Here is a 19,420-nt window from a genome sequence, read left to right on the forward strand (position 1 = left end):
AGCCAATATTTGTAAAACTATGATGCTAATTCGTTATCTATCTCAAATAGGAAGATATTTTTTAATGCTGAAAGAAATTTTTAACAAACAGACTAAATGGCCTGTTATGAAAAAATTGATTTTCAAAGAAATTGATGATTTAATAATTGACTCTCTTGGTATCGTTTGCTTTATCTCTTTTTTTATAGGAGGAGTTGTTGCCATTCAGACTGCTTTAAACCTTACTAATCCGTTAATTCCAAAATATTTAATTGGTTTTGCTACACGTCAATCTGTGATTTTAGAGTTTGCTCCTACTTTTATTTCGGTTATTATGGCCGGAAAAATGGGATCTTACATCACGTCAAGTATTGGTACAATGCGCGTTACAGAACAAATTGATGCACTAGAAGTTATGGGTGTTAACTCCTTAAACTATCTTGTTTTTCCAAAAATAGTAGCCCTATTGATGTATCCTTTCGTAATTGGAATCAGTATGTTTCTGGGTATTTTTGGAGGATGGCTTGCTTGCGCATATGGCGGATTTTCGACTAGTCAGGATTTTATTCAAGGTGCTCAAATGGAATTTATTCCTTTTCATATAACATATGCTTTTATTAAAACTTTAATTTTTGCAATGTTATTAGCTACAATTCCATCTTTTCACGGGTATTACATGAAAGGTGGCGCACTTGAAGTTGGTAAAGCAAGTACAGTATCATTTGTTTGGACATCTGTTTGTATTATTCTTTTTAATTATATATTAACTCAATTATTATTAGGATAATGATCGAAGTAAAAAACATAGAAAAATCATTTGGCGACAGTAAGGTTTTAAAAGGTGTTTCTACCGTTTTTGAAACGGGAAAAACCAACTTAATTATTGGACAAAGTGGATCCGGAAAAACTGTTTTATTAAAAACCTTATTAGGAATTCATACACCAGATTCTGGTACAATTGAGTTCGACGGACGTGTTTATTCAGAATTAGATCCGGATGAAAAAAGAGAATTAAGAACTGAAATTGGAATGGTTTTTCAAGGAAGCGCTTTATTTGATTCAATGACTGTTGAAGAGAATGTTGCTTTTCCATTAAAAATGTTCACAAACGACAACAAAGCTAAAATACAGGAGCGTGTTGATTTTGTTTTAGAAAGAGTAAATCTAATTGATGCTCATAAAAAATTACCGTCGGAGATCTCAGGAGGTATGCAAAAACGTGTGGCGATTGCCCGTGCAATTGTAAACAATCCAAAGTATTTGTTTTGTGACGAACCTAACTCAGGTCTGGATCCAAATACATCTACGCTGATTGACAACCTGATTAAAGAGATCACCGAAGAATACAACATTACAACGGTAATCAATACGCACGATATGAACTCGGTAATGGAAATTGGCGAAAACATCGTATTCTTAAAAAAAGGATTAAAAGCGTGGCAGGGAACTAAAGAAGAAATCTTTAGAACTGATAATAAAGACATTGTAAAATTTGTTTACTCTTCGAATTTATTCAAGAAAGTTAGAGAAGCGTATTTAAAAGGTTAAAACCTTTTCAAATTCCAATGAAAAAAATCCCAAATTCCAATTTTACTTAGATTGGAATTTGGGATTTTTTCATTGGGATTTAAGAAATCAATATTCTTTACTAAGTCCAAACCCAAAGGAAAACCCTATTCCAACATAACTTCTTTTCGATATATTTCCAAAAAGTTTCATTCCTATACTTGGGATAAGCGTATTATAAATAAGGTGAGATCTTTTTTTAGGATAAAACCATTTAAAACTAGCTTCAAAAGGCACTCCATAAAATGTATCATAACTTAAATGCCTATTAAAATCTTCATCTCTTTTAGTTAATATTAAATTATTATGGCTTATTCCGGTAGAAACACTAAAAGAACGATTGGCTGTTGACCATCTCTTCCCATATAATAAAGCAAACTCATCGTTATCTTCTACATTATAAAAAGAGAAAACACTATCTCTTTTTTTATATCCGGTCGCATGAATATACCGAATACTAAAGAGGCTTTTTTTATATTGATAATTTAATTCGAAACCTCCTGCAAAACCAGCATGTTGCATCGCTGAAGGACCTCCAAACGCTTCAGCAAAAATAATTGGATTCTTTTTTTCAGACGGTATTTTATCATCTGTTTGCTGTGCAAACATTGAGTTTGAAACAACAAAAACAAATAAGACTCTTAGTAGTTTTTTAATCATAATTAAGTTTATATCAATTTTTAAAATGTAAATAAAAAGTCCCAAATTCTAAACTTATCAAAATTGGAATTTGGGACTTTTTAATATTAAAACATCCTTGTGTTTGTTTTAAAATTGCGGAGAGTAAATTTCAAACTTCAACTCTCCAAATTCTTCTAAAAATATTTTTAACTCATCTGAATATTTTTGAGATTCTAATCTTATTATAGATTCTTTATCTAAATGTTTCTCACTCAATAAAACAAAATCCTGAATCGCAAATTTATAACCTAAATCTGCCCCTCCTGCACTGAGATAATCATTTCTTTGAGATACCTTTTTATATAAAATAGAAAATATCTTCTTGTCTTTTGGGTTTATCTTTTTTGCATAAAACTCAACATTCAAAAATGATACTGTTTTATAAAGCACATTGTTATTACTTTTAAATCCGGCTTTAGAAAAAGTCAGACAAAATAAAAAAAGTCCTAAAACGGTAAACATAAATAGAAAAACAAAAAAGACTCCGTTTAAGTTCTCCACATTAGTATTCAATAATATGTCCCAACATGAATAAGAAAGAAACAGAAGAAAAGCAGTCGGTACCAATAGAATCGCTTTTTGTTTAAATTCAAAATTAGAATTTAATATAATTTTATTCATTGTCTTTTTAGTTTTTTATAGGCAAAAGTTCAACCTCAGCATTTGGATTAAAAAGATAAGTTCTTCCCGAACTGATTTCGATACATTCGAAACGTTTGGTTCTAACCGCTAATTTCTTGAAGATTTTACCATTTTTAATTCTGAACACACTTCCAAACGGAATTTCAAAAACATAGTTTTTATCGTTGTGTGCATCGTATTGTTTTAATGCCAGAGACAACGTTGTATCCGTATCACTACTTGCAGATGGGTTTTTAAAATGCCTCGCTAATAACGGCAATAAACCACCCGGAAAGATCTCCGGACGGATAAAAGGAACCATCATTCTCTGGAAAGTATGCTTCCATTCATTCCCATGCGGTTTTATATTTCGTCCAAACTTTTCAAACGCTACCAAATGGGAAATTTCATGAATTAGCGTAATCAAAAAACGATACTTATTTAAACTTGCATTTACCGTGATTTCATGTTTACCGCTCGGTCCCCTTCTGTAATCTCCGTGACGTGTTTGACGTTCGTTTACGATTTTCAGATGAACCTGATTGGCAACAATCAAATCAAATATAGGCTTTACAGCATGTTCCGGTATATATCTTGCAAGAGTTTCGTTCAAAATAATTATGAGTTATGAAGTATGTTTTTTTTATCAAATGAAATAACAAAATGGCTTCGACTTCGCTCAGCCTGACAATTAAATAATTTATAATTAACTAGGGATTTGTTGACGAGACCTCCAATACCTTTCCATTAAAATATTTATTTCCGTTAAGAGTAAAATCATAAATATAAGTTGCCATTCCTTCGGCTGAAATTGGAGCCTGATATCCTGGGAAAGCTTCGTTTAACATTTCTGTCTGAACTGATCCAAGAGCCAGAACGTTGAATGAAATTCCTTGTTCTTTATATTCTTCGGCAAGTAATTCTGACAAAGTAATTACAGCTCCTTTACTTGAACTATATGCAGCCAATCCAGCAAATTTAAGACTTCCACGCACACCACCAATTGAACTAATTGTGACAACGTGACTTCCTTTTTGAAGATATGGTAAGCAAATTCTGGTAAGATTTGCAACGCCAAAAACATTCACTTTGTAAATACTTTCAAAATCAGCCTGAGTTGTTTCTGCAAAAGGTTTTAATAACAAAGCTCCCGCATTGTGCACAACTGCATCTACTTTTTTCCAGGTTGACGAAAGAAAGTTACTCACTTCTTCCAAAGCAGCTTCATTTGCCAAATCAACCGAAAGGCAAGTAACATTTTGATGTTCTAAAAGTGTTTGAGGTATTTTTCTTGAAATAGCTAAAACCTGATGACCAGCATTAGCAAATTGTAGCGCAAGTTCGTAACCAATTCCTCGACTGGTTCCGGTAACAATAATATTTTTCATAAAGCAAAAATAAGCAAATCCGGTAAAATGACCGGTTATTTATTCATCGTAATTTCTTCTGTTGGTGTTATCGCAATTCTAGTCACTGCTGGCAAAAACTCCTGAATAAAAGAAGTCATATGCGGAATATCCATAACCTTAAATTCATCTGAAACATGGTGATAAAATTCAAAATTCTCAAAATCAAAAGTACTTATAGATTGACATGGTTTTTTAAAAACATCATAAAAAGAATAATTATCTGATCTGTAGAACAATTTATATTCGGCTTCTTTTGGTAGAAATCCAATTGTCTTTTTACCCGTATATTCATTTATTTTTTCTGCCATATTCGATTTATCAAAACCTGTGATATAAGCCAGATACTCTCGTTTCATTGGCACACCAATCATTTCAATATTTAGTTGTGCATATAAATTAAAATTCTGTTTTTTCAGTTTCTGTGCTAAACTTTTAGAACCAAGCAAACCTTTTTCTTCGCCGGCAAAAAACACAAAAAGAATACTGCGTTTATTCGATTTGGTTTTACTAAAATATTTAGCCATTTGTGCAACAGCCGTAACTCCGGATGCATCATCATTCGCACCGTTATTAATCATATCTGCTTGTTGTTTAGTCTCCAGTCCAATATGATCATAATGCGCACTCAAAACCACAAACTCTTTTTTTAGTTTAGGATCTGTTCCTTCTAAAACTCCCACAATATTATATGCCGGTTTATCAAAATTGGTAAGTGTATCTCGATAAGTTGTAAAATATGGTTTTACATTGTTCTTTTTGAAAAAATCTTCCAGAAAGAATGCTGCTTTGTCTATACCTTTTGTTCCGGTTTCGCGTCCTTCTAATTCATCTGAAGAAAGATATTTTAAAAATTCTGAGACTTCGGTTTCACTTACTTTATAAGTAACTTCAATGGGTTTTGAAGTGTTTTCGCTTACTGTGGATGGATTTGATTTACAGGCAAAAAAAACAAATGGAAGAAGAAAGTACAACTTTTTCATAAATGAAAGATTTGGTTTTACCTTAGAATTTAATTTTCTAAAACAACTGGTTTAAAATATTTCTTATACACTTTAAACACCTGAATACTTCCTAAAACAATAAAAAACAGCGGAATTAAAACAGGCATTATATACTTTGAAAATTGACTTGTTTTCTGAAAAAGCGTTTGCAAAATTACAATCAAACTCAACATTCCTAAAAAAATTCCAATCAAAGTTCCTGCAATATAATAATATTTTAACTTTCTTTCAATTGTAATATACTTTCCGTTAAGTAAATAAAGATTCCAACTCGTCCAAAATGGCAATTGCAAAAAATTAAAGCAATTTAAAACCACACCAATTACAAATGGCGAATACATCAAATATCCCAATAAATTATCATTTAAAGTTGTAGTCGAATTAAAATTAGAATAAAAGAAATAGGCCAAAACAAACATGAATCCGACAGCAAAAAAATCAATTACCTTCATTAATCTTTTATTTCTAATGAGTTGTTTTGCAAAAAGCAATGTAAAATAAATGACAAAGGTTTCGACAAACACAACTCCAAACAAAAAAAAAATTAAATTATGAAGCCCTGATTTTGAGTAGATTTCTAAACCTACTAAATTTAAATATCCCAACGGAATCGAACCGATGAAACTCACCAGAAATCCAATTGAGATATTCTTCAGTTCTTTCATATTCAAAAATGCATGATCTTACTATTCTGTGCCAAATGCAATCTGTATTCACGGATTCCAACTTTATAATTTAAATACGGAACTCCCATCTTATGATTCTCAGCGCTGATTTCATACATGTACGTAATATGTCGCGCCAATTCTTTCCAGGCAAACCAAACGGAATGTTTAGGATCATAAATATGTGTTGGCTCGCTTGCGGCACCGTTAAGCTCTACGATTTGAAAATTTTCGCCTCGTTCCAGTTCTTCAAAAGTATTGTACATGATATCAAAACGTCCAAAATAGAATTCCGGAATTTGAGTTGCGATTTCGTTAATCATTGCGATTAATTTTGGCGTAATCAAATTACTTCCGTCAAGAAATTTTGCACCGCGTGAGTGATTCCCAAACGGAACTAAATTTACCATTTCACCATTTTGCAAAACCCGATGCAACTGGCTTCCATATTCTTCCTGCAAGGCATCGAGTTGAAATTTAAATCTTGGTGTTTTACAAATTAAATCTTCGATTGTAGAACTTCCGTCACCGGTAACAATTAAAAATTCTTTGGACACAATTCCCGTAATTTTCCCTTCTTTTTGATGCGGATGACGCACATAAAAAACACCAACTTCATTTTTAAACGGAATTAAATCTTGTATCAAAAAATCGAAATTCGCTTTTCTGGCATATTCGCTTAATTCATAAACATTTCTGATTTTTTTTACTCCGGAACCGCGTAAACCAATATCTGGTTTAGCGATTAAAGGAAAGTAAACCCTGTTATCAACTATCGTGCTTACAATCTTTTTTAAATCTGTCTTTTCCTTAATTAAAATCGTTTTTGGATAGAAATTCTTAGGAAGCAAATCATAAATTTGTTTTTTGCTTTCCATTATAAATCCTCCATTTTTAATTTTTGGATTAGAGGCATTAAAAAAGAAAACGGATCTGGCTTTGATCGCATAATATGCCCAAAGAAAATAAATAGGAGCATACAAAACCTGAAATGGCCAATATTCCCAATTGCTTATTTTATGGAAAAATAGTTTCATCTTTATTTGTTTTTAAATGCTCATAAATGAGGTTGAAAAATCTTCTGTTTTAATCAAATCATAGTACTTCATCGTACCTTTATTCTGCTTAATGACAACCTGTGTCACACTTAGTGTTTTTAAAGTGTTTTCCCGATTAATAATCAAACCGTTTTCAGAATCATCACTTTGAGTATTTCTATGAAAATCCAGCATACCTAAAGCTGATATTTCGTTCTTATCTTTCAAAAAATCAAAAAACCAGTCTGAACGCCTTTTTCTAATTTCGTCAGAATATAAAGTGACCGAAGACCAAATATGATTTCTGGTCTGGTCTAACGGCGTCTTCCATTTTGCAAAACCATCCCAAATCAGTTCATATAACTCTTCACTCTGATATAAAACCAAGGTAAACGGCTCGATATCTTCGAGATTTATTTCGTTCCAAAAATCCTTTGGTGATAAACTAGAAATCATATCCAAAGCAATTAATCCCCGGCTTTTTCTATAAAGAAATACAGGATTGTGTTTTTTAATTCCACCATTCAAAAGCACTAATACAGTTCCGCTTTCATCCACTGCAAACCACGTTCCTCCTGCTTTTGGATCTTTTGGATACATTACGTTTTTACCATTCAAACAATAATTTCTTGGCGCAAGAGCTCCCGGACGAATTACTTTTTCATCTCGATTTGAAGTTATTACGACAACTCCGTTATTATTTACAAAACTTACTGTACACATTGTTTTCTATATTCTATGGTCGAGCGCGCTACACCAAAATTTTCATTAACCGAAATATCTTCAAGCTGCAAAACGACTACTTTTATTAAAGCCTGATGGTGAATGCAATGTTCCAGATTATAAAGCAATTCTCTATAATAATTGCTTTGAATCCTGATCGCAAGACCGTCAATTACCTGCTCTAAATAGATGATTTTGTTTTCGCTTTTCAGCCCGGTTTTTATTTCTGTTATAAATTGTTTTGCAAATTCGGTTTCAGTTTGAATACGGATATTTCTTTCGCGATTATCATAGTTTAAAATTCCCGACTCATAACCATCTTCAAGACATTTATACATCTCGACAATATGTCTTACATGTTCTCCAATCGTTGCGTTACTTAAAGCTTCGCAAGATTTTGCATAATCTTTATCAGATAATTGATCTAATAAAGAAATTAATTCATCTAAACTGTGGCGTATTGATTTTAGTAACATGGCTATTTTAGTTTTAGAAGATTAAACAATTTATTTTTATTGAAGTAAAGCAATCCTAAACAACATATCAAGGTAATAACAGCTAATGAAAACAGAAATCCTCCGTCGTTTTCTACCACTATTCCCAAGACAAATAAATGCGACAAAATTGCTCCGGTCATTATCCCGCATCCGCCCAAAGCACCAATATGGGTGGTTTTAGGAATCAGAATTAAAATTGCCACAACCAATTCGGCAATTCCTGAGCCAATTCTCCCGTAAGGTTCTACTCCCAAAGTCGAAAAAATATAAATACTTTCTGCTGCTCCGCTGAATTTAAAAAATAAGGTTTGCAACAAGATTCCTGCTGCCACGATTCTTAAAATCCAGATTATTTTTTCTGTTTTCATGATCGTTATTATTTATATATTTTTTTCCAGTTATTATCAGCTTGTGCCTTTAGATTTGCCTCATCTTTATTCCAGCTTTTTAATGTATTATTAAAATAAGCGTTGTAAAATAAATAGAGTTTACCATCGATAATCTTGAAAGTTTCAGGATTTATTTCGACTTTTTCACCTACACTTCCCATTGCATAAGCGCACCATCCGCCATATTGAGGTTCATATTTTGATGGATTTTTTAAGAACGTTTCTTTATTTTCACTTGATGAAAATTTATAAATCACACCTTGATAATAGGTTGAGATTTCTTTTTTTCCTTTGACTGCTTTTCCCTGATTAAAATATCCAACAGGATCATAACCCTGAATAGCCACTTTGTTTTCTAAGTTGTATTGATTAATTCGTTTCGCATCGTTTTGAGCAAATGAAATACCCGAAACCAAAATCAACACAAATAATATTAGCTTTTTCATCTTATTTTATTTGATATTTGTTAATACTGAAACAAGTAAATCGGTCGTGATGCGATGCTTAAAATCCGGAGAAATATATTCGAATAAGATATCAGATTCCGTGTTTAGAACAAAAATGGACGGAACTGGTAAGAAATTGGTATTTGCTCCTTTAGAATGTACGTAAATTACTGCTTTATAGTTTTCGGGAGCATCATAAATAATTCCAACTGCTTTAATAAGTTCTCCCTTTGAATCAGAAAGCAAGGTGTATTTTACTTTGTCTTTTTCTTCTGTAATTTTTAAATTTTCGGGCGCATCTGGACTAACGGCTATAATTTGGTAGCCTAAATCAAGAATTTGTTTTTCGGCTTCGGCCAATGCCTGCAAATGTGAATTGCAATAAGGGCACCAACCGCCACGATAAAAAACTAAAACTGTTTTTTTCTTTTTAAATAAATCAGAAAGTTGAACATCTGCATTTTCAGATGTTTTTAAAGTAATGTCCGGAATTTTCTCTCCTATTAATAAAGGAGCAATATCTGTCGCAGATTTGGGAATTGTGTTCTGTGCATTAGCAATCGAACTTAAGGTTGCTAAAACAATAAAAAGTAATTTTTTCATAGTTTTTTGGTTTTACATCTTTTTGATGATGTAAAATTACTTTGCTATGAAAAAGGAAAATGTCGGCTAATTTACACTTAGCCTAAAATAATTATATTTTGGTAATGTCCGGAATGATAATTTCTTTTCTATTGTAAGCTAAAAGATTATTAGATTCCATTTCATTCAATAATTGTGTCGCGGTTTGCCTTGAAGTGCAAATGATTTGAGCTATATCACTTTGAGTAAGATAATTATCAATTGCCACCATATTTCCTTCTCTTATACCTTCTTTCTCAGCCCAATCCTTTAGGAAGTGATACAATCTGGTTTTTGCATCTTTAGAAATTAAATTCGCATAACTGTTCTTGATGCGTTTCATTTTCAAACCAACAAATTTGGTATATGAAAGTGCCAAGGTTGGATTTTTAAGCAATAAATCTTCAAAATCAGACATTAAAAAACTACAAATCGCAACATCGTCTGAAAGGACTTTTGCGTACTCTTCATTTTTTGAATCGGTTTCTAAAGTTAATTCGCCAAACAAATCTCCTTTTTGAATAATGTCTTTTATGGTTTCATTGCCATCGTCGTCAACAGCAACAATTTTGATATTTCCTTTTTTAAGTAAAAAAATACGTGGCAAATCTGAAGTAGAGAAATAAATAATTTCTCCTTTTGAAGCTTTTTTAAAACCTGTAATAATACACAATTGTTTGATTTGTGAATAACTCAAAGTTCTAAACAATTTATGATCTCTTAAATACCAATATTTTAAATCTTCGTACATAAAAAAGTTTCTTTATGTAAAGATAACCAATTTAAAAACCAAACAAAAACCCTTTCAGACACAAGCGCCTGAAAGGGTTTTACTTTATAATATTTATAAGAAAATTACCCTGCAATAACCGCTCTTGAAATTACAATTTTCTGGATCTCTGAAGTTCCTTCATAGATTTGAGTAATTTTTGCATCACGCATAAAACGCTCTACATGGTACTCTTTTACATAACCATTTCCTCCGTGAATCTGAACCGCTTCTACAGCTGTGTCCATTGCCACTTGCGAAGCAAATAATTTTGCCATTGCACCACTTACATCATAGTTTTTATGTTGGTCTTTATCCCAAGCTGCTTTCATACATAAATGACGAGCTGCCTCGATATTAACCGCCATATCTGCTAATTTGAAAGCAATTGCCTGATGATTGCAAATTTCAGTTCCAAAAGCTTTACGCTCTTTAGAATATTTCAAAGCCAATTCATAAGCTCCTGAAGCGATACCTAAAGCTTGAGAAGCAATACCAATACGACCTCCGGCAAGTGTTTTCATCGCAAATTTGAATCCGAAACCATCTTCTCCAATTCTGTTTTCTTTAGGAACTTTTACATCACTAAACATTAAAGAGTGTGTATCAGAACCACGGATCCCCATTTTTTGTTCTTTTGGTCCAATAGAAAAACCAGGCATATCTTTGGTCATAATCAAAGCATTGATTCCTTTGTGTTTTTTCTCCGAATGCGTTTGCGCAATTACCAAATAAACAGATGCTGTATTTCCGTTAGTAATCCAGTTTTTTGTTCCGTTTACTAAATAGTAATCTCCCATATCAATGGCAGACGTTTTTTGAGAAGTTGCATCACTTCCGGCTTCTGGCTCACTCAAGCAAAAAGCTCCGTGAATTTCACCTGAAGCTAAACCCGGTAAATATTTTTGTTTTTGCTCTTCAGTTCCAAATTCTTGTAATCCCCAGCAAACTAATGAGTTGTTTACAGACATTACTACAGAAGCTGAAGCGTCAACTTTAGAAATTTCTTCCATAGCAATTACATACGAAATTGCATCAAGTCCGCTTCCACCATATTTAGGATCAACCATCATTCCCATGAATCCTAATTGTCCCATTTTTTTAATTTGTTCTGTCGGAAAAATTTGTTTTTCGTCACGTTCAATAACACCTGGTAACAATTCGTTTTGAGCAAAATCTCTAGCGGCTTGTTGAATCATTAAATGTTCTTCGGTTAGATTGAAATCCATAGTCTTTGTAGTTTTATTGTTTTTGAAAACCAAAATTTAAAAAACTTCGTTTATAGAAATAATTTGGTTTTGTGTTTTAATTGTTTTTGCTTTTTTAAACGGCTTCCAAAGATAATTTTTAAAACTTAAATTAACAATGCGCGCATATAAATTTAATAGATCAGCAACAATTACGATAACGTTTTCGTAATAATAGCGAAATTTAGCGCAACTGACATAAACTTTGCAACGTTTTCTCTAAAATTTAAGAATATAATTGCCGTTTAAATTTTACAAAACCAAAAAAATTAAGCCAACTTTCGACTCAAAAAGATTAAACAAACCTTAAAACGCGCAAATGTACGTAAAACAACTCTTACTAAATTGATTTTTAATCATATACATTAAAAAAAATAAAAAATCGAAATAAAAAAACATCTGCAATAACAACTTAAAATTAATAAATTAGCATTATTTTTGCCCAAAAACAAAATTATCGACAGAATATGAAAAAGATTTTACTATTACTTACTTTACTTTTAAGCTTACAATTTTCGACGGTTTCTGCCCAAACTCAACTTGAAGTAAATGGTGTTACTGTTCCAAGAAAAATTGAAGTTCAAAATAAAACAATGCAACTTAATGGCGCTGGCGGAAGATCAAAAATGTGGTTGGAAGTTTATGTGCAGGCCTTGTACTTATCGCAATTAAGCCAGGATCCAAAATTCATCATTGATAGTGATACAGAAATGGCAATTAGAATTGAAATTACCTCATCTATGGTTTCTTCAAACAAATTGACAAAAGCAATGAATGCTGGTTTTGAAAAATCTGCGGGAAGTAATTTTGAAGAATTACGTCCAAGAATTGAGGATTTCAAAAACTTATTAAGCGATGCTATTACAGAAAAAGATGTTTTTATTTTATGGTACAATCCGTTAGACCAAACTGTAAGTGTAATTAAAAATGAAGTCCCAAAAGGAAAAATCCCTGGATTTGATTTCAAAAAAGCATTATTCGGAATCTGGTTATCTGACAAACCAGTTGACGAAACATTAAAGAAACATTTATTAGGGCAATAATAATTATCCCAAATTTTTATAAAATTCTTAAGCCGAAAGCGTATTGTTTTCGGCTTTCTTTTTTATGTTTGATAAATTTGGCACAAAATACATTATTCGCATTATTCTATTTTATACTTTTACGCAAACTAAACATATCTCAACAAAATGAAAGATTTATTACAGCAATTTGAAAATAAAGCACCTGAAATTGTTTTTAACTGGAAAGATTCTGAAACAGAGGCTGAAGGATGGACCGTTATTAATTCACTACGTGGAGGAGCTGCAGGTGGAGGAACAAGAATGAGAAAAGGCTTAGATATGAATGAAGTTTTATCATTGGCCAAAACTATGGAGGTTAAATTTTCGGTTTCGGGACCTGCAATTGGAGGCGCTAAATCCGGAATAAACTTTGACCCAAATGATCCTCGCAAAAAAGGAGTTTTGCAACGTTGGTACAAAGCTGTTTCGCCTTTATTAAAAAGTTATTACGGAACTGGTGGTGATTTGAACGTAGATGAAATTCACGAAGTAATCCCGATGACAGAAGAATGTGGTGTTTGGCATCCGCAGGAAGGTGTTTTTAACGGACACTTTAAACCTACAGAAGCTGACAAAATTAATAGAATTGGACAATTACGTCAAGGTGTTATCAAGGTTATCGAAAACCCAAAATTCTCACCAGATGTTACCAGAAAATATACTGTTGCCGACATGATTACAGGTTACGGAGTTGCTGAAGCTGTTCGTCATTTTTATGCTACTTATGGCGGAGACATTAAGGGTAAAAAAGCAATCGTACAAGGTTTTGGAAATGTAGGTTCTGCTGCTGCTTTTTATTTGGCTGAAATGGGTGCAAAAGTTATTGGAATCATTGATCGCGATGGTGGATTAATTAAAGAAGATGGTTTTTCTTTTGAAGAAATCAGAACTTTATTCTTAAACAAAGACGGAAACAAATTAGTTGCCGACAATATGATTCCGTTTGAAGAAATCAACTCTAAAATCTGGACGATTGGTGCTGAAATTTTTACGCCATGTGCCGCTTCAAGATTGGTACAACAATCTCAAATTGATAGCTTAATTGCAAACGGATTAGAAGTAATTTCTTGTGGTGCGAATGTTCCTTTTGCTGATAAAGAAATTTTCTTTGGGTCTATTATGGAAGAAGTGGATCGCAAAGTAAGTTTGATTCCTGACTTTATTTCGAACTGCGGAATGGCGAGAGTTTTCGCTTATTTCATGGAGAAGAAAGTTCAAATGACTGATGAGGCGATCTTTAATGATACTTCAGAAATTATAAAAAATGCGATTGTAAAAGCCCATGCTTTAAATCCATCAAAAACAAATATTAGTGCAACTGCTTTCGAAATTGCATTGAAACAATTAGTATAATTTTTATACTTTCATTCTAAACGGATCAAATACTTTTATTTGGTCCGTTTTTTTTTACCGCAGAGTCCACAAAGTTTTTTCGCAAAGTTCACAAAGTCTAGTTTGAGTTGATTCTCAAGCTAAGTTCGCAAAGCTGTTTGTTTTTAATCTCGCAAAGACGCAGAGTCGCAAAGGAAAACTTTAAAAAATGAAAAACTTTGCGCCTTCGCGACTTTGCGAGAAATAATCTAGCGTTCTTTGTAGTTAATTTTTTACCACAGATTTACACTAATTAAAACAGATTAACTTCTTTGTGAACTTAATAAACTTAATTTAAAGCAACTCAACAAAACTTTGCGAACTCTGCGTAAACCTTAGCGAGCTTTGCGGTTAAATTAAGCCCAGCACTTTCATTCTAAACAATTTTTAGTACTTTTAAACGTTTTTATTTAATACTATTACAAAACTCAGAATCAAAATGACTTCTACGGATTCTTCAGATAAAAAGAAATCTCTATTAATATCTACAGCAATTTATGCTGCTTTACTGTTGCTTTTATTTTTTATACGTTTCTGGCCTCCTTATAATCCGGAGAACAATGTTGCTCTTGCAGATGGCGGCGGTGGCGGTGGCGGCGTAACGGTAAATTTTGGAGACAGTGATTTAGGTTCGGGAGCAAATTATAAAAGTAAAGTTCTGGAAGTAAAAAACGAAGCCAAACAGGCTCCCGCAAAAGCAACTCCTGATGAAGCTATTATTACACAAGAAAATACAGCTGACGATAATGACGTAGTTATTCCGACAAAAGAAAAACCTAAAAAACCGACTCCTGTTGTAAAACCGGAAACAAAACCTGTTCCTGAAAAACCTAAAGTTTCTAATTCTACAAACGATGCTTTATCGAGCATTTTAAAAGGATCAAACAAAGGCGGTGATGGCGATGATAAAGTTGCCGGAAATAAAGGAAAAGGTAACGGAAGTTTAAATTCTAACGGATATTATGGTTCTGGAGGTTCCGGTGGCGGAACTGGCGGAGGAAACGGAACTGGAAATGGTATTGGTACCGGAAGTGGTTACGGAGCCGGAAGCGGCGGTGGTTCTGGTGGCGGATCAGGTTATTCTTTAAATGGAAGAAAAGCATTGTCTAAACCTGCACCAAAATATACTTGTAATGAAGCCGGAAAAGTTGTTGTCGAGGTTACTGTAGATCAAAGCGGAAAAACCATAAGTGCAACTCCGGGAATAAAAGGAACAACTAATACCGCAAGATGTTTGCTTGATCAGGCAAAAATCGCAGCAATGAATACCAAATGGGATGCTGATAGTAATGCTCCCGCAAAACAAGTTGGTAAGATTATTTATAATTTTAGTTTGGATTAAAAACACGAATTTCACTAATTTACACGAATAGAAAAAGGCTTTCTGAAATATTTCAGAAAGCCTTTTTTATTTAGTCTTCGCATTATAAGGCAATTTATTTTTTATATTACTCTATCTTTCTGGCACTGCAGGATATATTCTTTTATTTAGCTGTTAATTAATATGAATTAAAACACCCGTTTCTTCAGTTTTTTCGATTTGGTTCCCGTAAGTCTTTCTGTATTTCAAGTTTTCTGTATCTGTCTTATTTATCTCGAAGACAGTTGAACCTAAGTTTTTATACCAATGTTTAACTCCAATATATACAGAATCTTCTTTTTCATTTATATCTTTTATATAGTCATGCCCATTTTTAAGAATCATATCATTACAGACAAGTAAGATTCTTTCTGAACTTAAGCGAACCACTTTAAACTTTCCCTTTGCGATAGAACCACTTTTATATACACTCGTATAAGATTGATTATCCATATCAAAAATATAATCATTGTCTTTATTGAAATTTGTTTTATAAGTACCAGTCATTTTATCTTTTGAAGCGCAACTAATCATAAAAAAACAAAAAAGAGTCAGTAAAAGTAAATTCTTCATAAATTAAGTCTTTGATTATAAAATTCTGCAGATTAATTCGCATACTTGCGTATATGATTTCTTTTCAATCGTAAAGACAAAAATAACCAATTTCACGCATAATTTGCTTTTTGTCGTGAGATTGCTTCGTTCCTCGCAAAGACAAATTGCTGCGTAAAGATTGTGTGTTTTTGCGTGAGGGATAGAAGCTGTCCTTCGCGGCGGAGCGGATAGCCCGACCCGAATAAAAAAATGGGCGAATCAACATTATGCTGATTGGCCCATTTTTTTATTGTGGTCACACCCTAATTATAATTTTACTTCGGGCTAGTAGCAATTACAAACTTCAAGTTGTTCTTCACTCCTATTTGTAACACATCTACTAAGTCCTGAACTTGTAAATTAAACGGAATTCTAACGACAACTGTTTGTTGTTTGTCGGCTCCAATTTTAGACATTAAAGTCGTTTCGAGAGCGTCAAATTCTACGGGTTCTTTATCGATATAGAATTTTTTATCTTCGGTAACTGATAAACTTATCAGCTGCTTATTTGTTTTTTCATTTGATTTCGCTTTCGGCAAAGTCATTTTGATAACATTAGGATTTGCAAGTGTTGAGATAATAAGAAAAAACAACAGCAGGAAAAACATAATATCACTTAATGACGAAGTCGCTACTTCGGCATGAAATCTTCTCTTTCTCTTAATAGACATACCTTACGATCTTTGAATTATGTTTACAAATTCCAGTATTTGTTTCTGAATTTTTAAAGCAAAATCATCAATTTTTCCGTTTAATAAGTGGTAAGCGCTATAGGCAATAATCCCTACAATTAATCCGGAACCGGAACTAATCATTTTCTCGTATAAACCTCCGGAAATATTTCCGATACTAATATTCTCTGTAACTGAGATGCTGTAGAAAATCTTGATAACCCCAGAAATAGTTCCAATAAAACCAAGTGTTGGCGCAATACCGGCAATTAATCCAAGGTGACCTAAACGTCTTTCCATTTCTCCAATTTCGATATCAGCAGCACGATCCATATTTGATTCGATTTCGGCAATTGGTCTTCCGATCACCAGAACTCCCTCTTTCAAAATATTTCCCGCAGCAGTATTACTTCTTTCTACAATTGTTCTTGCCAGTTCGATATTACCGGAATTCAGTTTATCACCGACATCCTGCATCAATCTTGAATCAATTCTTGAAGCTTTACTAATGTATAAATACCTTTCTATGATGACATAAAAAGTATAGAATAATAAGATGGCGATTGGAATCAGGAAAAAACCTCCTTTTAAGATAAATCCTAAAACTGAGATTTCGGTATTTGGAGCAATTTTTTCGATAACTACGTTAGAAGCGGCGTTTGCAATGGTATCTGTTTGTAATTGAATAAAACTAAACATACATTAATTCTGGTTTTTAATAATTAATTCTAAAAAATATTTGAAATTTGCAATAAAGATAATTTTCGCTGTTATATAAAACTAAAAAAAACGAAAATTATTTCAATCAACAACACTTTTAACCAAAATCAATGAACTATCAGGAAACTACCAATTGGATGTTTAATCAACTACCAATGTACCAACTTCAAGGCGCTTCGGCATACAAAGAAGATTTGACCAATATTAAGTTGTTGGCAGCACATCTTGATAATCCTCAAAATGGTCTAAAATGTATTCACGTTGCGGGAACCAACGGCAAAGGATCGACTTCGCATATGTTGTCTTCGGTTTTGCAGGAAGCGGGATATAAAGTTGGATTGTACACGTCACCTCATCTAAAAGATTTTAGAGAAAGGATAAAAATCAACGGTAAAGAAATTTCAGAAGATTTTGTTTGTGAATTTATCGCCAAACACAAAGATTTCTTCGAAGCCAATGATATGAGTTTCTTCGAAATGTCAGTTGGTTTAGCCTTTGATTATTTCGCTTCAGAAAAAGTAAATATTGCTATTATCGAAGTTGGCCTTGGTGGAAGACTTGATGCAACTAATATTATAACGCCGCTAGTTTCTGTAATTACAAACATTGATTTAGATCACACCCAGTTTTTAGGAAATACTCCAGCAGCAATTGCAGGCGAAAAAGCCGGAATTATAAAACCAACTGTCCCTGTTGTTATTGGTGAATATACCGCCGAAACTCAACCTGTATTTTTGGCTAAAGCCGAAGAAAATAAAGCTCCAATTTACTTTGCTTCCGATTTAATTTCAGAAGTTTTTCCATCTGATTTAATTGGTGATTACCAATTTCACAATAAGAAAACGGTTCAGCAAACTATTGCTGTTTTGAATTCTCAGAATGAATTTAAAGTTTCGGACGAAAATCTAAAAGCTGGTTTATCAAAAGTGGTAAAAAATACTGGTTTACAAGGAAGATGGCAACAATTGGGAGAAAATCCAAAAATTATTTGCGACACCGCACACAACAAACACGGACTTGCAGTTGTGATGAACCAGATTAAAAATGAAACTTTTGAGAATCTACATATTGTTTTAGGAGTTGTAAATGATAAAGATCTGGATTCGATTTTGCCTCTTTTCCCTAAAAAAGCACAATATTATTTCTGCAAGCCCGATTCGTCACGTGGTTTACCTACCGAAGTTCTGAAAGAAGCGGCAGAAAAACATGATTTATTAGGCGAAAAATACGAGTCGGTTGCAATCGCTTTCGCGGAAGCAAAGAAAAATGCCTCCAAAAATGATTTTATTTACGTTGGCGGAAGCACTTTTGTCGTTGCCGAATTGCCTTTGCAGTAACCAAAGCTGAAATTCTTTAAAAAAGTTAAAAAAAATACTTCTATAATAAATTCAGCACCAGCAAGATAATAAGACACGCAGAAAAAAGTTTAATTTTTTATTCTATTTTCTTTGCAGAACTCGAAAACTAGCGTATATTTGCACTCGCAATCACGAAATGATAGCAACCTAGTAAAATAGGGCGATTAGCTCAGCTGGTTCAGAGCACCTCGTTTACACCGAGGGGGTCGGGGGTTCGAACCCCTCATCGCCCACCAAAAAACTCCTTAAGAAATTAAGGAGTTTTTTTTTTATCATTTTCTCCGAAACTATACAATGGATGAGATCCAAGTTAAATTTAGGGATCAACACGAAAACCTGTGGAGCAGCAAAAATTAAGCATAAATATTGGTTAATCTAAAAAGGAAGAATTCTACATTTCTAACACCTCTGAATTTTGATCTAAATGCTTTTATTTTAGCATTGAAAGATTCTGCAGACGCATTAGTGCTTCTGTTGTCAAAATAATTCAATATCGTTTGATAGTGATTTATAATTGTTCGGGATATTGTACCAAAAGATTTAAATCCAGATTGATTTACTTTTTTATGCCATTTGGCTAGTTTGGCAAAGCCTATGATTTTGTCTTTTGTATTCTCGAAGATTCCGCGAA

Annotated in this window: 24 protein-coding genes and 1 tRNA gene; 7 read left to right on the top strand and 18 right to left on the bottom strand. The window is 33.0% G+C overall.

Annotated features, from left to right (window positions below):
• Positions 1-19: 19 nt before the first annotated feature.
• Both CHB81_RS11330 and CHB81_RS11335 read left to right on the top strand, forming a co-directional pair.
• The gene (locus CHB81_RS11330; RefSeq protein ID WP_089351987.1) at positions 20-766 is read left to right on the top strand and encodes an ABC transporter permease; all 747 of its coding nucleotides are present in this window, start codon (positions 20-22) and stop codon (positions 764-766) included.
• A complete protein-coding gene (locus tag CHB81_RS11335; protein WP_089351988.1) occupies positions 766-1,527 on the top strand; it encodes an ABC transporter ATP-binding protein in 762 nt (253 codons plus the stop codon). Before CHB81_RS11330 ends, CHB81_RS11335 begins: the two co-directional genes overlap by 1 nt.
• 87 nt (positions 1,528-1,614) lie before the next feature.
• Here CHB81_RS11335 and CHB81_RS11340 read toward each other — a convergent pair whose 3' ends face one another.
• From CHB81_RS11340 to CHB81_RS11405, 14 genes are all read right to left on the bottom strand, one after another.
• Entirely contained in the window at positions 1,615-2,205 is a 591-nt protein-coding gene (locus CHB81_RS11340) for a hypothetical protein (RefSeq protein ID WP_089351989.1), read from the bottom strand.
• Between the two features lie 108 nt (positions 2,206-2,313).
• Complete coding sequence (locus tag CHB81_RS11345) at positions 2,314-2,847, bottom strand: hypothetical protein (protein ID WP_089351990.1); 534 nt, start codon at positions 2,845-2,847, stop codon at positions 2,314-2,316.
• 7 nt (positions 2,848-2,854) lie between these two features.
• Positions 2,855-3,460 carry a SprT-like domain-containing protein gene (locus CHB81_RS11350; protein WP_089351991.1) on the bottom strand — a complete coding sequence of 202 codons (606 nt, stop codon included), beginning with the start codon at positions 3,458-3,460 and terminating at the stop codon, positions 2,855-2,857.
• Between the two features lie 97 nt (positions 3,461-3,557).
• Positions 3,558-4,235, bottom strand: coding sequence for an SDR family oxidoreductase (locus CHB81_RS11355; protein ID WP_089351992.1), 678 nt, complete (start codon positions 4,233-4,235; stop codon positions 3,558-3,560).
• 35 nt (positions 4,236-4,270) lie between these two features.
• A complete protein-coding gene (locus tag CHB81_RS11360) occupies positions 4,271-5,236 on the bottom strand; it encodes a M20/M25/M40 family metallo-hydrolase (protein WP_089351993.1) in 966 nt (321 codons plus the stop codon).
• A gap of 29 nt (positions 5,237-5,265) precedes the next feature.
• On the bottom strand, positions 5,266-5,922 hold the full coding sequence (locus CHB81_RS11365; protein WP_089351994.1) for a hypothetical protein: 657 nt from the start codon (positions 5,920-5,922) through the stop codon (positions 5,266-5,268).
• A 2-nt stretch (positions 5,923-5,924) separates the two neighbouring features.
• Positions 5,925-6,959 (bottom strand): D-alanine--D-alanine ligase, encoded by a 1,035-nt coding sequence (locus CHB81_RS11370; protein WP_089351995.1) that lies wholly within the window; start codon positions 6,957-6,959, stop codon positions 5,925-5,927.
• Between the two features lie 12 nt (positions 6,960-6,971).
• Positions 6,972-7,682: an NRDE family protein gene (locus CHB81_RS11375; RefSeq protein ID WP_089351996.1), complete on the bottom strand. Its 711-nt coding sequence runs from the start codon at positions 7,680-7,682 to the stop codon at positions 6,972-6,974.
• The gene (locus CHB81_RS11380) at positions 7,670-8,158 is read right to left on the bottom strand and encodes a hypothetical protein (protein ID WP_089351997.1); all 489 of its coding nucleotides are present in this window, start codon (positions 8,156-8,158) and stop codon (positions 7,670-7,672) included. The genes CHB81_RS11375 and CHB81_RS11380 overlap by 13 nt, the downstream gene beginning before the upstream one ends.
• A 2-nt stretch (positions 8,159-8,160) precedes the next feature.
• Positions 8,161-8,547, bottom strand: coding sequence for a DoxX family protein (locus CHB81_RS11385; protein ID WP_089351998.1), 387 nt, complete (start codon positions 8,545-8,547; stop codon positions 8,161-8,163).
• Positions 8,548-8,555: 8 nt separating this feature from the next.
• Positions 8,556-9,014 (bottom strand): YHS domain-containing (seleno)protein, encoded by a 459-nt coding sequence (locus tag CHB81_RS11390; protein WP_089351999.1) that lies wholly within the window; start codon positions 9,012-9,014, stop codon positions 8,556-8,558.
• 6 nt (positions 9,015-9,020) lie between these two features.
• Positions 9,021-9,617, bottom strand: coding sequence for a peroxiredoxin-like family protein (locus CHB81_RS11395; protein WP_089352000.1), 597 nt, complete (start codon positions 9,615-9,617; stop codon positions 9,021-9,023).
• A gap of 91 nt (positions 9,618-9,708) precedes the next feature.
• The gene (locus CHB81_RS11400) at positions 9,709-10,386 is read right to left on the bottom strand and encodes a Crp/Fnr family transcriptional regulator (protein WP_089352001.1); all 678 of its coding nucleotides are present in this window, start codon (positions 10,384-10,386) and stop codon (positions 9,709-9,711) included.
• Positions 10,387-10,490: 104 nt separating this feature from the next.
• Entirely contained in the window at positions 10,491-11,633 is a 1,143-nt protein-coding gene (locus CHB81_RS11405) for an acyl-CoA dehydrogenase family protein (RefSeq protein WP_089352002.1), read from the bottom strand.
• Between the two features lie 485 nt (positions 11,634-12,118).
• On the opposite strand from CHB81_RS11405, the gene CHB81_RS11410 reads away from it, so the two are divergent.
• The 3 genes from CHB81_RS11410 (at position 12,119) to CHB81_RS11420 (ending at position 15,428) form a co-directional block, all read left to right on the top strand.
• A complete protein-coding gene (locus CHB81_RS11410; protein WP_089352003.1) occupies positions 12,119-12,694 on the top strand; it encodes a chalcone isomerase family protein in 576 nt (191 codons plus the stop codon).
• Positions 12,695-12,841: 147 nt separating this feature from the next.
• Positions 12,842-14,068, top strand: a complete 1,227-nt coding sequence (locus CHB81_RS11415) for a Glu/Leu/Phe/Val dehydrogenase dimerization domain-containing protein (RefSeq protein ID WP_089352004.1) — start codon at positions 12,842-12,844, stop codon at positions 14,066-14,068.
• Positions 14,069-14,525: 457 nt separating this feature from the next.
• On the top strand, positions 14,526-15,428 hold the full coding sequence (locus tag CHB81_RS11420; RefSeq protein WP_089352005.1) for a hypothetical protein: 903 nt from the start codon (positions 14,526-14,528) through the stop codon (positions 15,426-15,428).
• 153 nt (positions 15,429-15,581) lie between these two features.
• Here the strand turns inward: CHB81_RS11420 and CHB81_RS11425 are convergent, their stop codons facing one another.
• From CHB81_RS11425 to CHB81_RS11435, 3 genes are all read right to left on the bottom strand, one after another.
• The gene (locus tag CHB81_RS11425) at positions 15,582-16,019 is read right to left on the bottom strand and encodes a hypothetical protein (protein WP_132022382.1); all 438 of its coding nucleotides are present in this window, start codon (positions 16,017-16,019) and stop codon (positions 15,582-15,584) included.
• A 296-nt stretch (positions 16,020-16,315) separates the two neighbouring features.
• Complete coding sequence (locus tag CHB81_RS11430; protein ID WP_089352007.1) at positions 16,316-16,711, bottom strand: biopolymer transporter ExbD; 396 nt, start codon at positions 16,709-16,711, stop codon at positions 16,316-16,318.
• Between the two features lie 3 nt (positions 16,712-16,714).
• Complete coding sequence (locus CHB81_RS11435; protein WP_089352008.1) at positions 16,715-17,410, bottom strand: MotA/TolQ/ExbB proton channel family protein; 696 nt, start codon at positions 17,408-17,410, stop codon at positions 16,715-16,717.
• 131 nt (positions 17,411-17,541) lie between these two features.
• Here CHB81_RS11435 and CHB81_RS11440 point away from each other — a divergent pair, with 131 nt between their 5' ends.
• A complete protein-coding gene (locus tag CHB81_RS11440; protein ID WP_089352009.1) occupies positions 17,542-18,768 on the top strand; it encodes a folylpolyglutamate synthase/dihydrofolate synthase family protein in 1,227 nt (408 codons plus the stop codon).
• Positions 18,769-18,947: 179 nt separating this feature from the next.
• Positions 18,948-19,025, top strand: a tRNA-Val gene (locus CHB81_RS11445).
• Between the two features lie 117 nt (positions 19,026-19,142).
• Here the strand turns inward: CHB81_RS11445 and CHB81_RS11450 are convergent.
• Positions 19,143-19,420, bottom strand: a 278-nt coding sequence (locus CHB81_RS11450; RefSeq protein WP_141130391.1) for a transposase, incomplete at its 5' end; no start/stop codon positions are given.

It is taken from the genome of Flavobacterium sp. ov086, from assembly GCF_900187965.1.
Lineage (GTDB): Bacteria > Bacteroidota > Bacteroidia > Flavobacteriales > Flavobacteriaceae > Flavobacterium.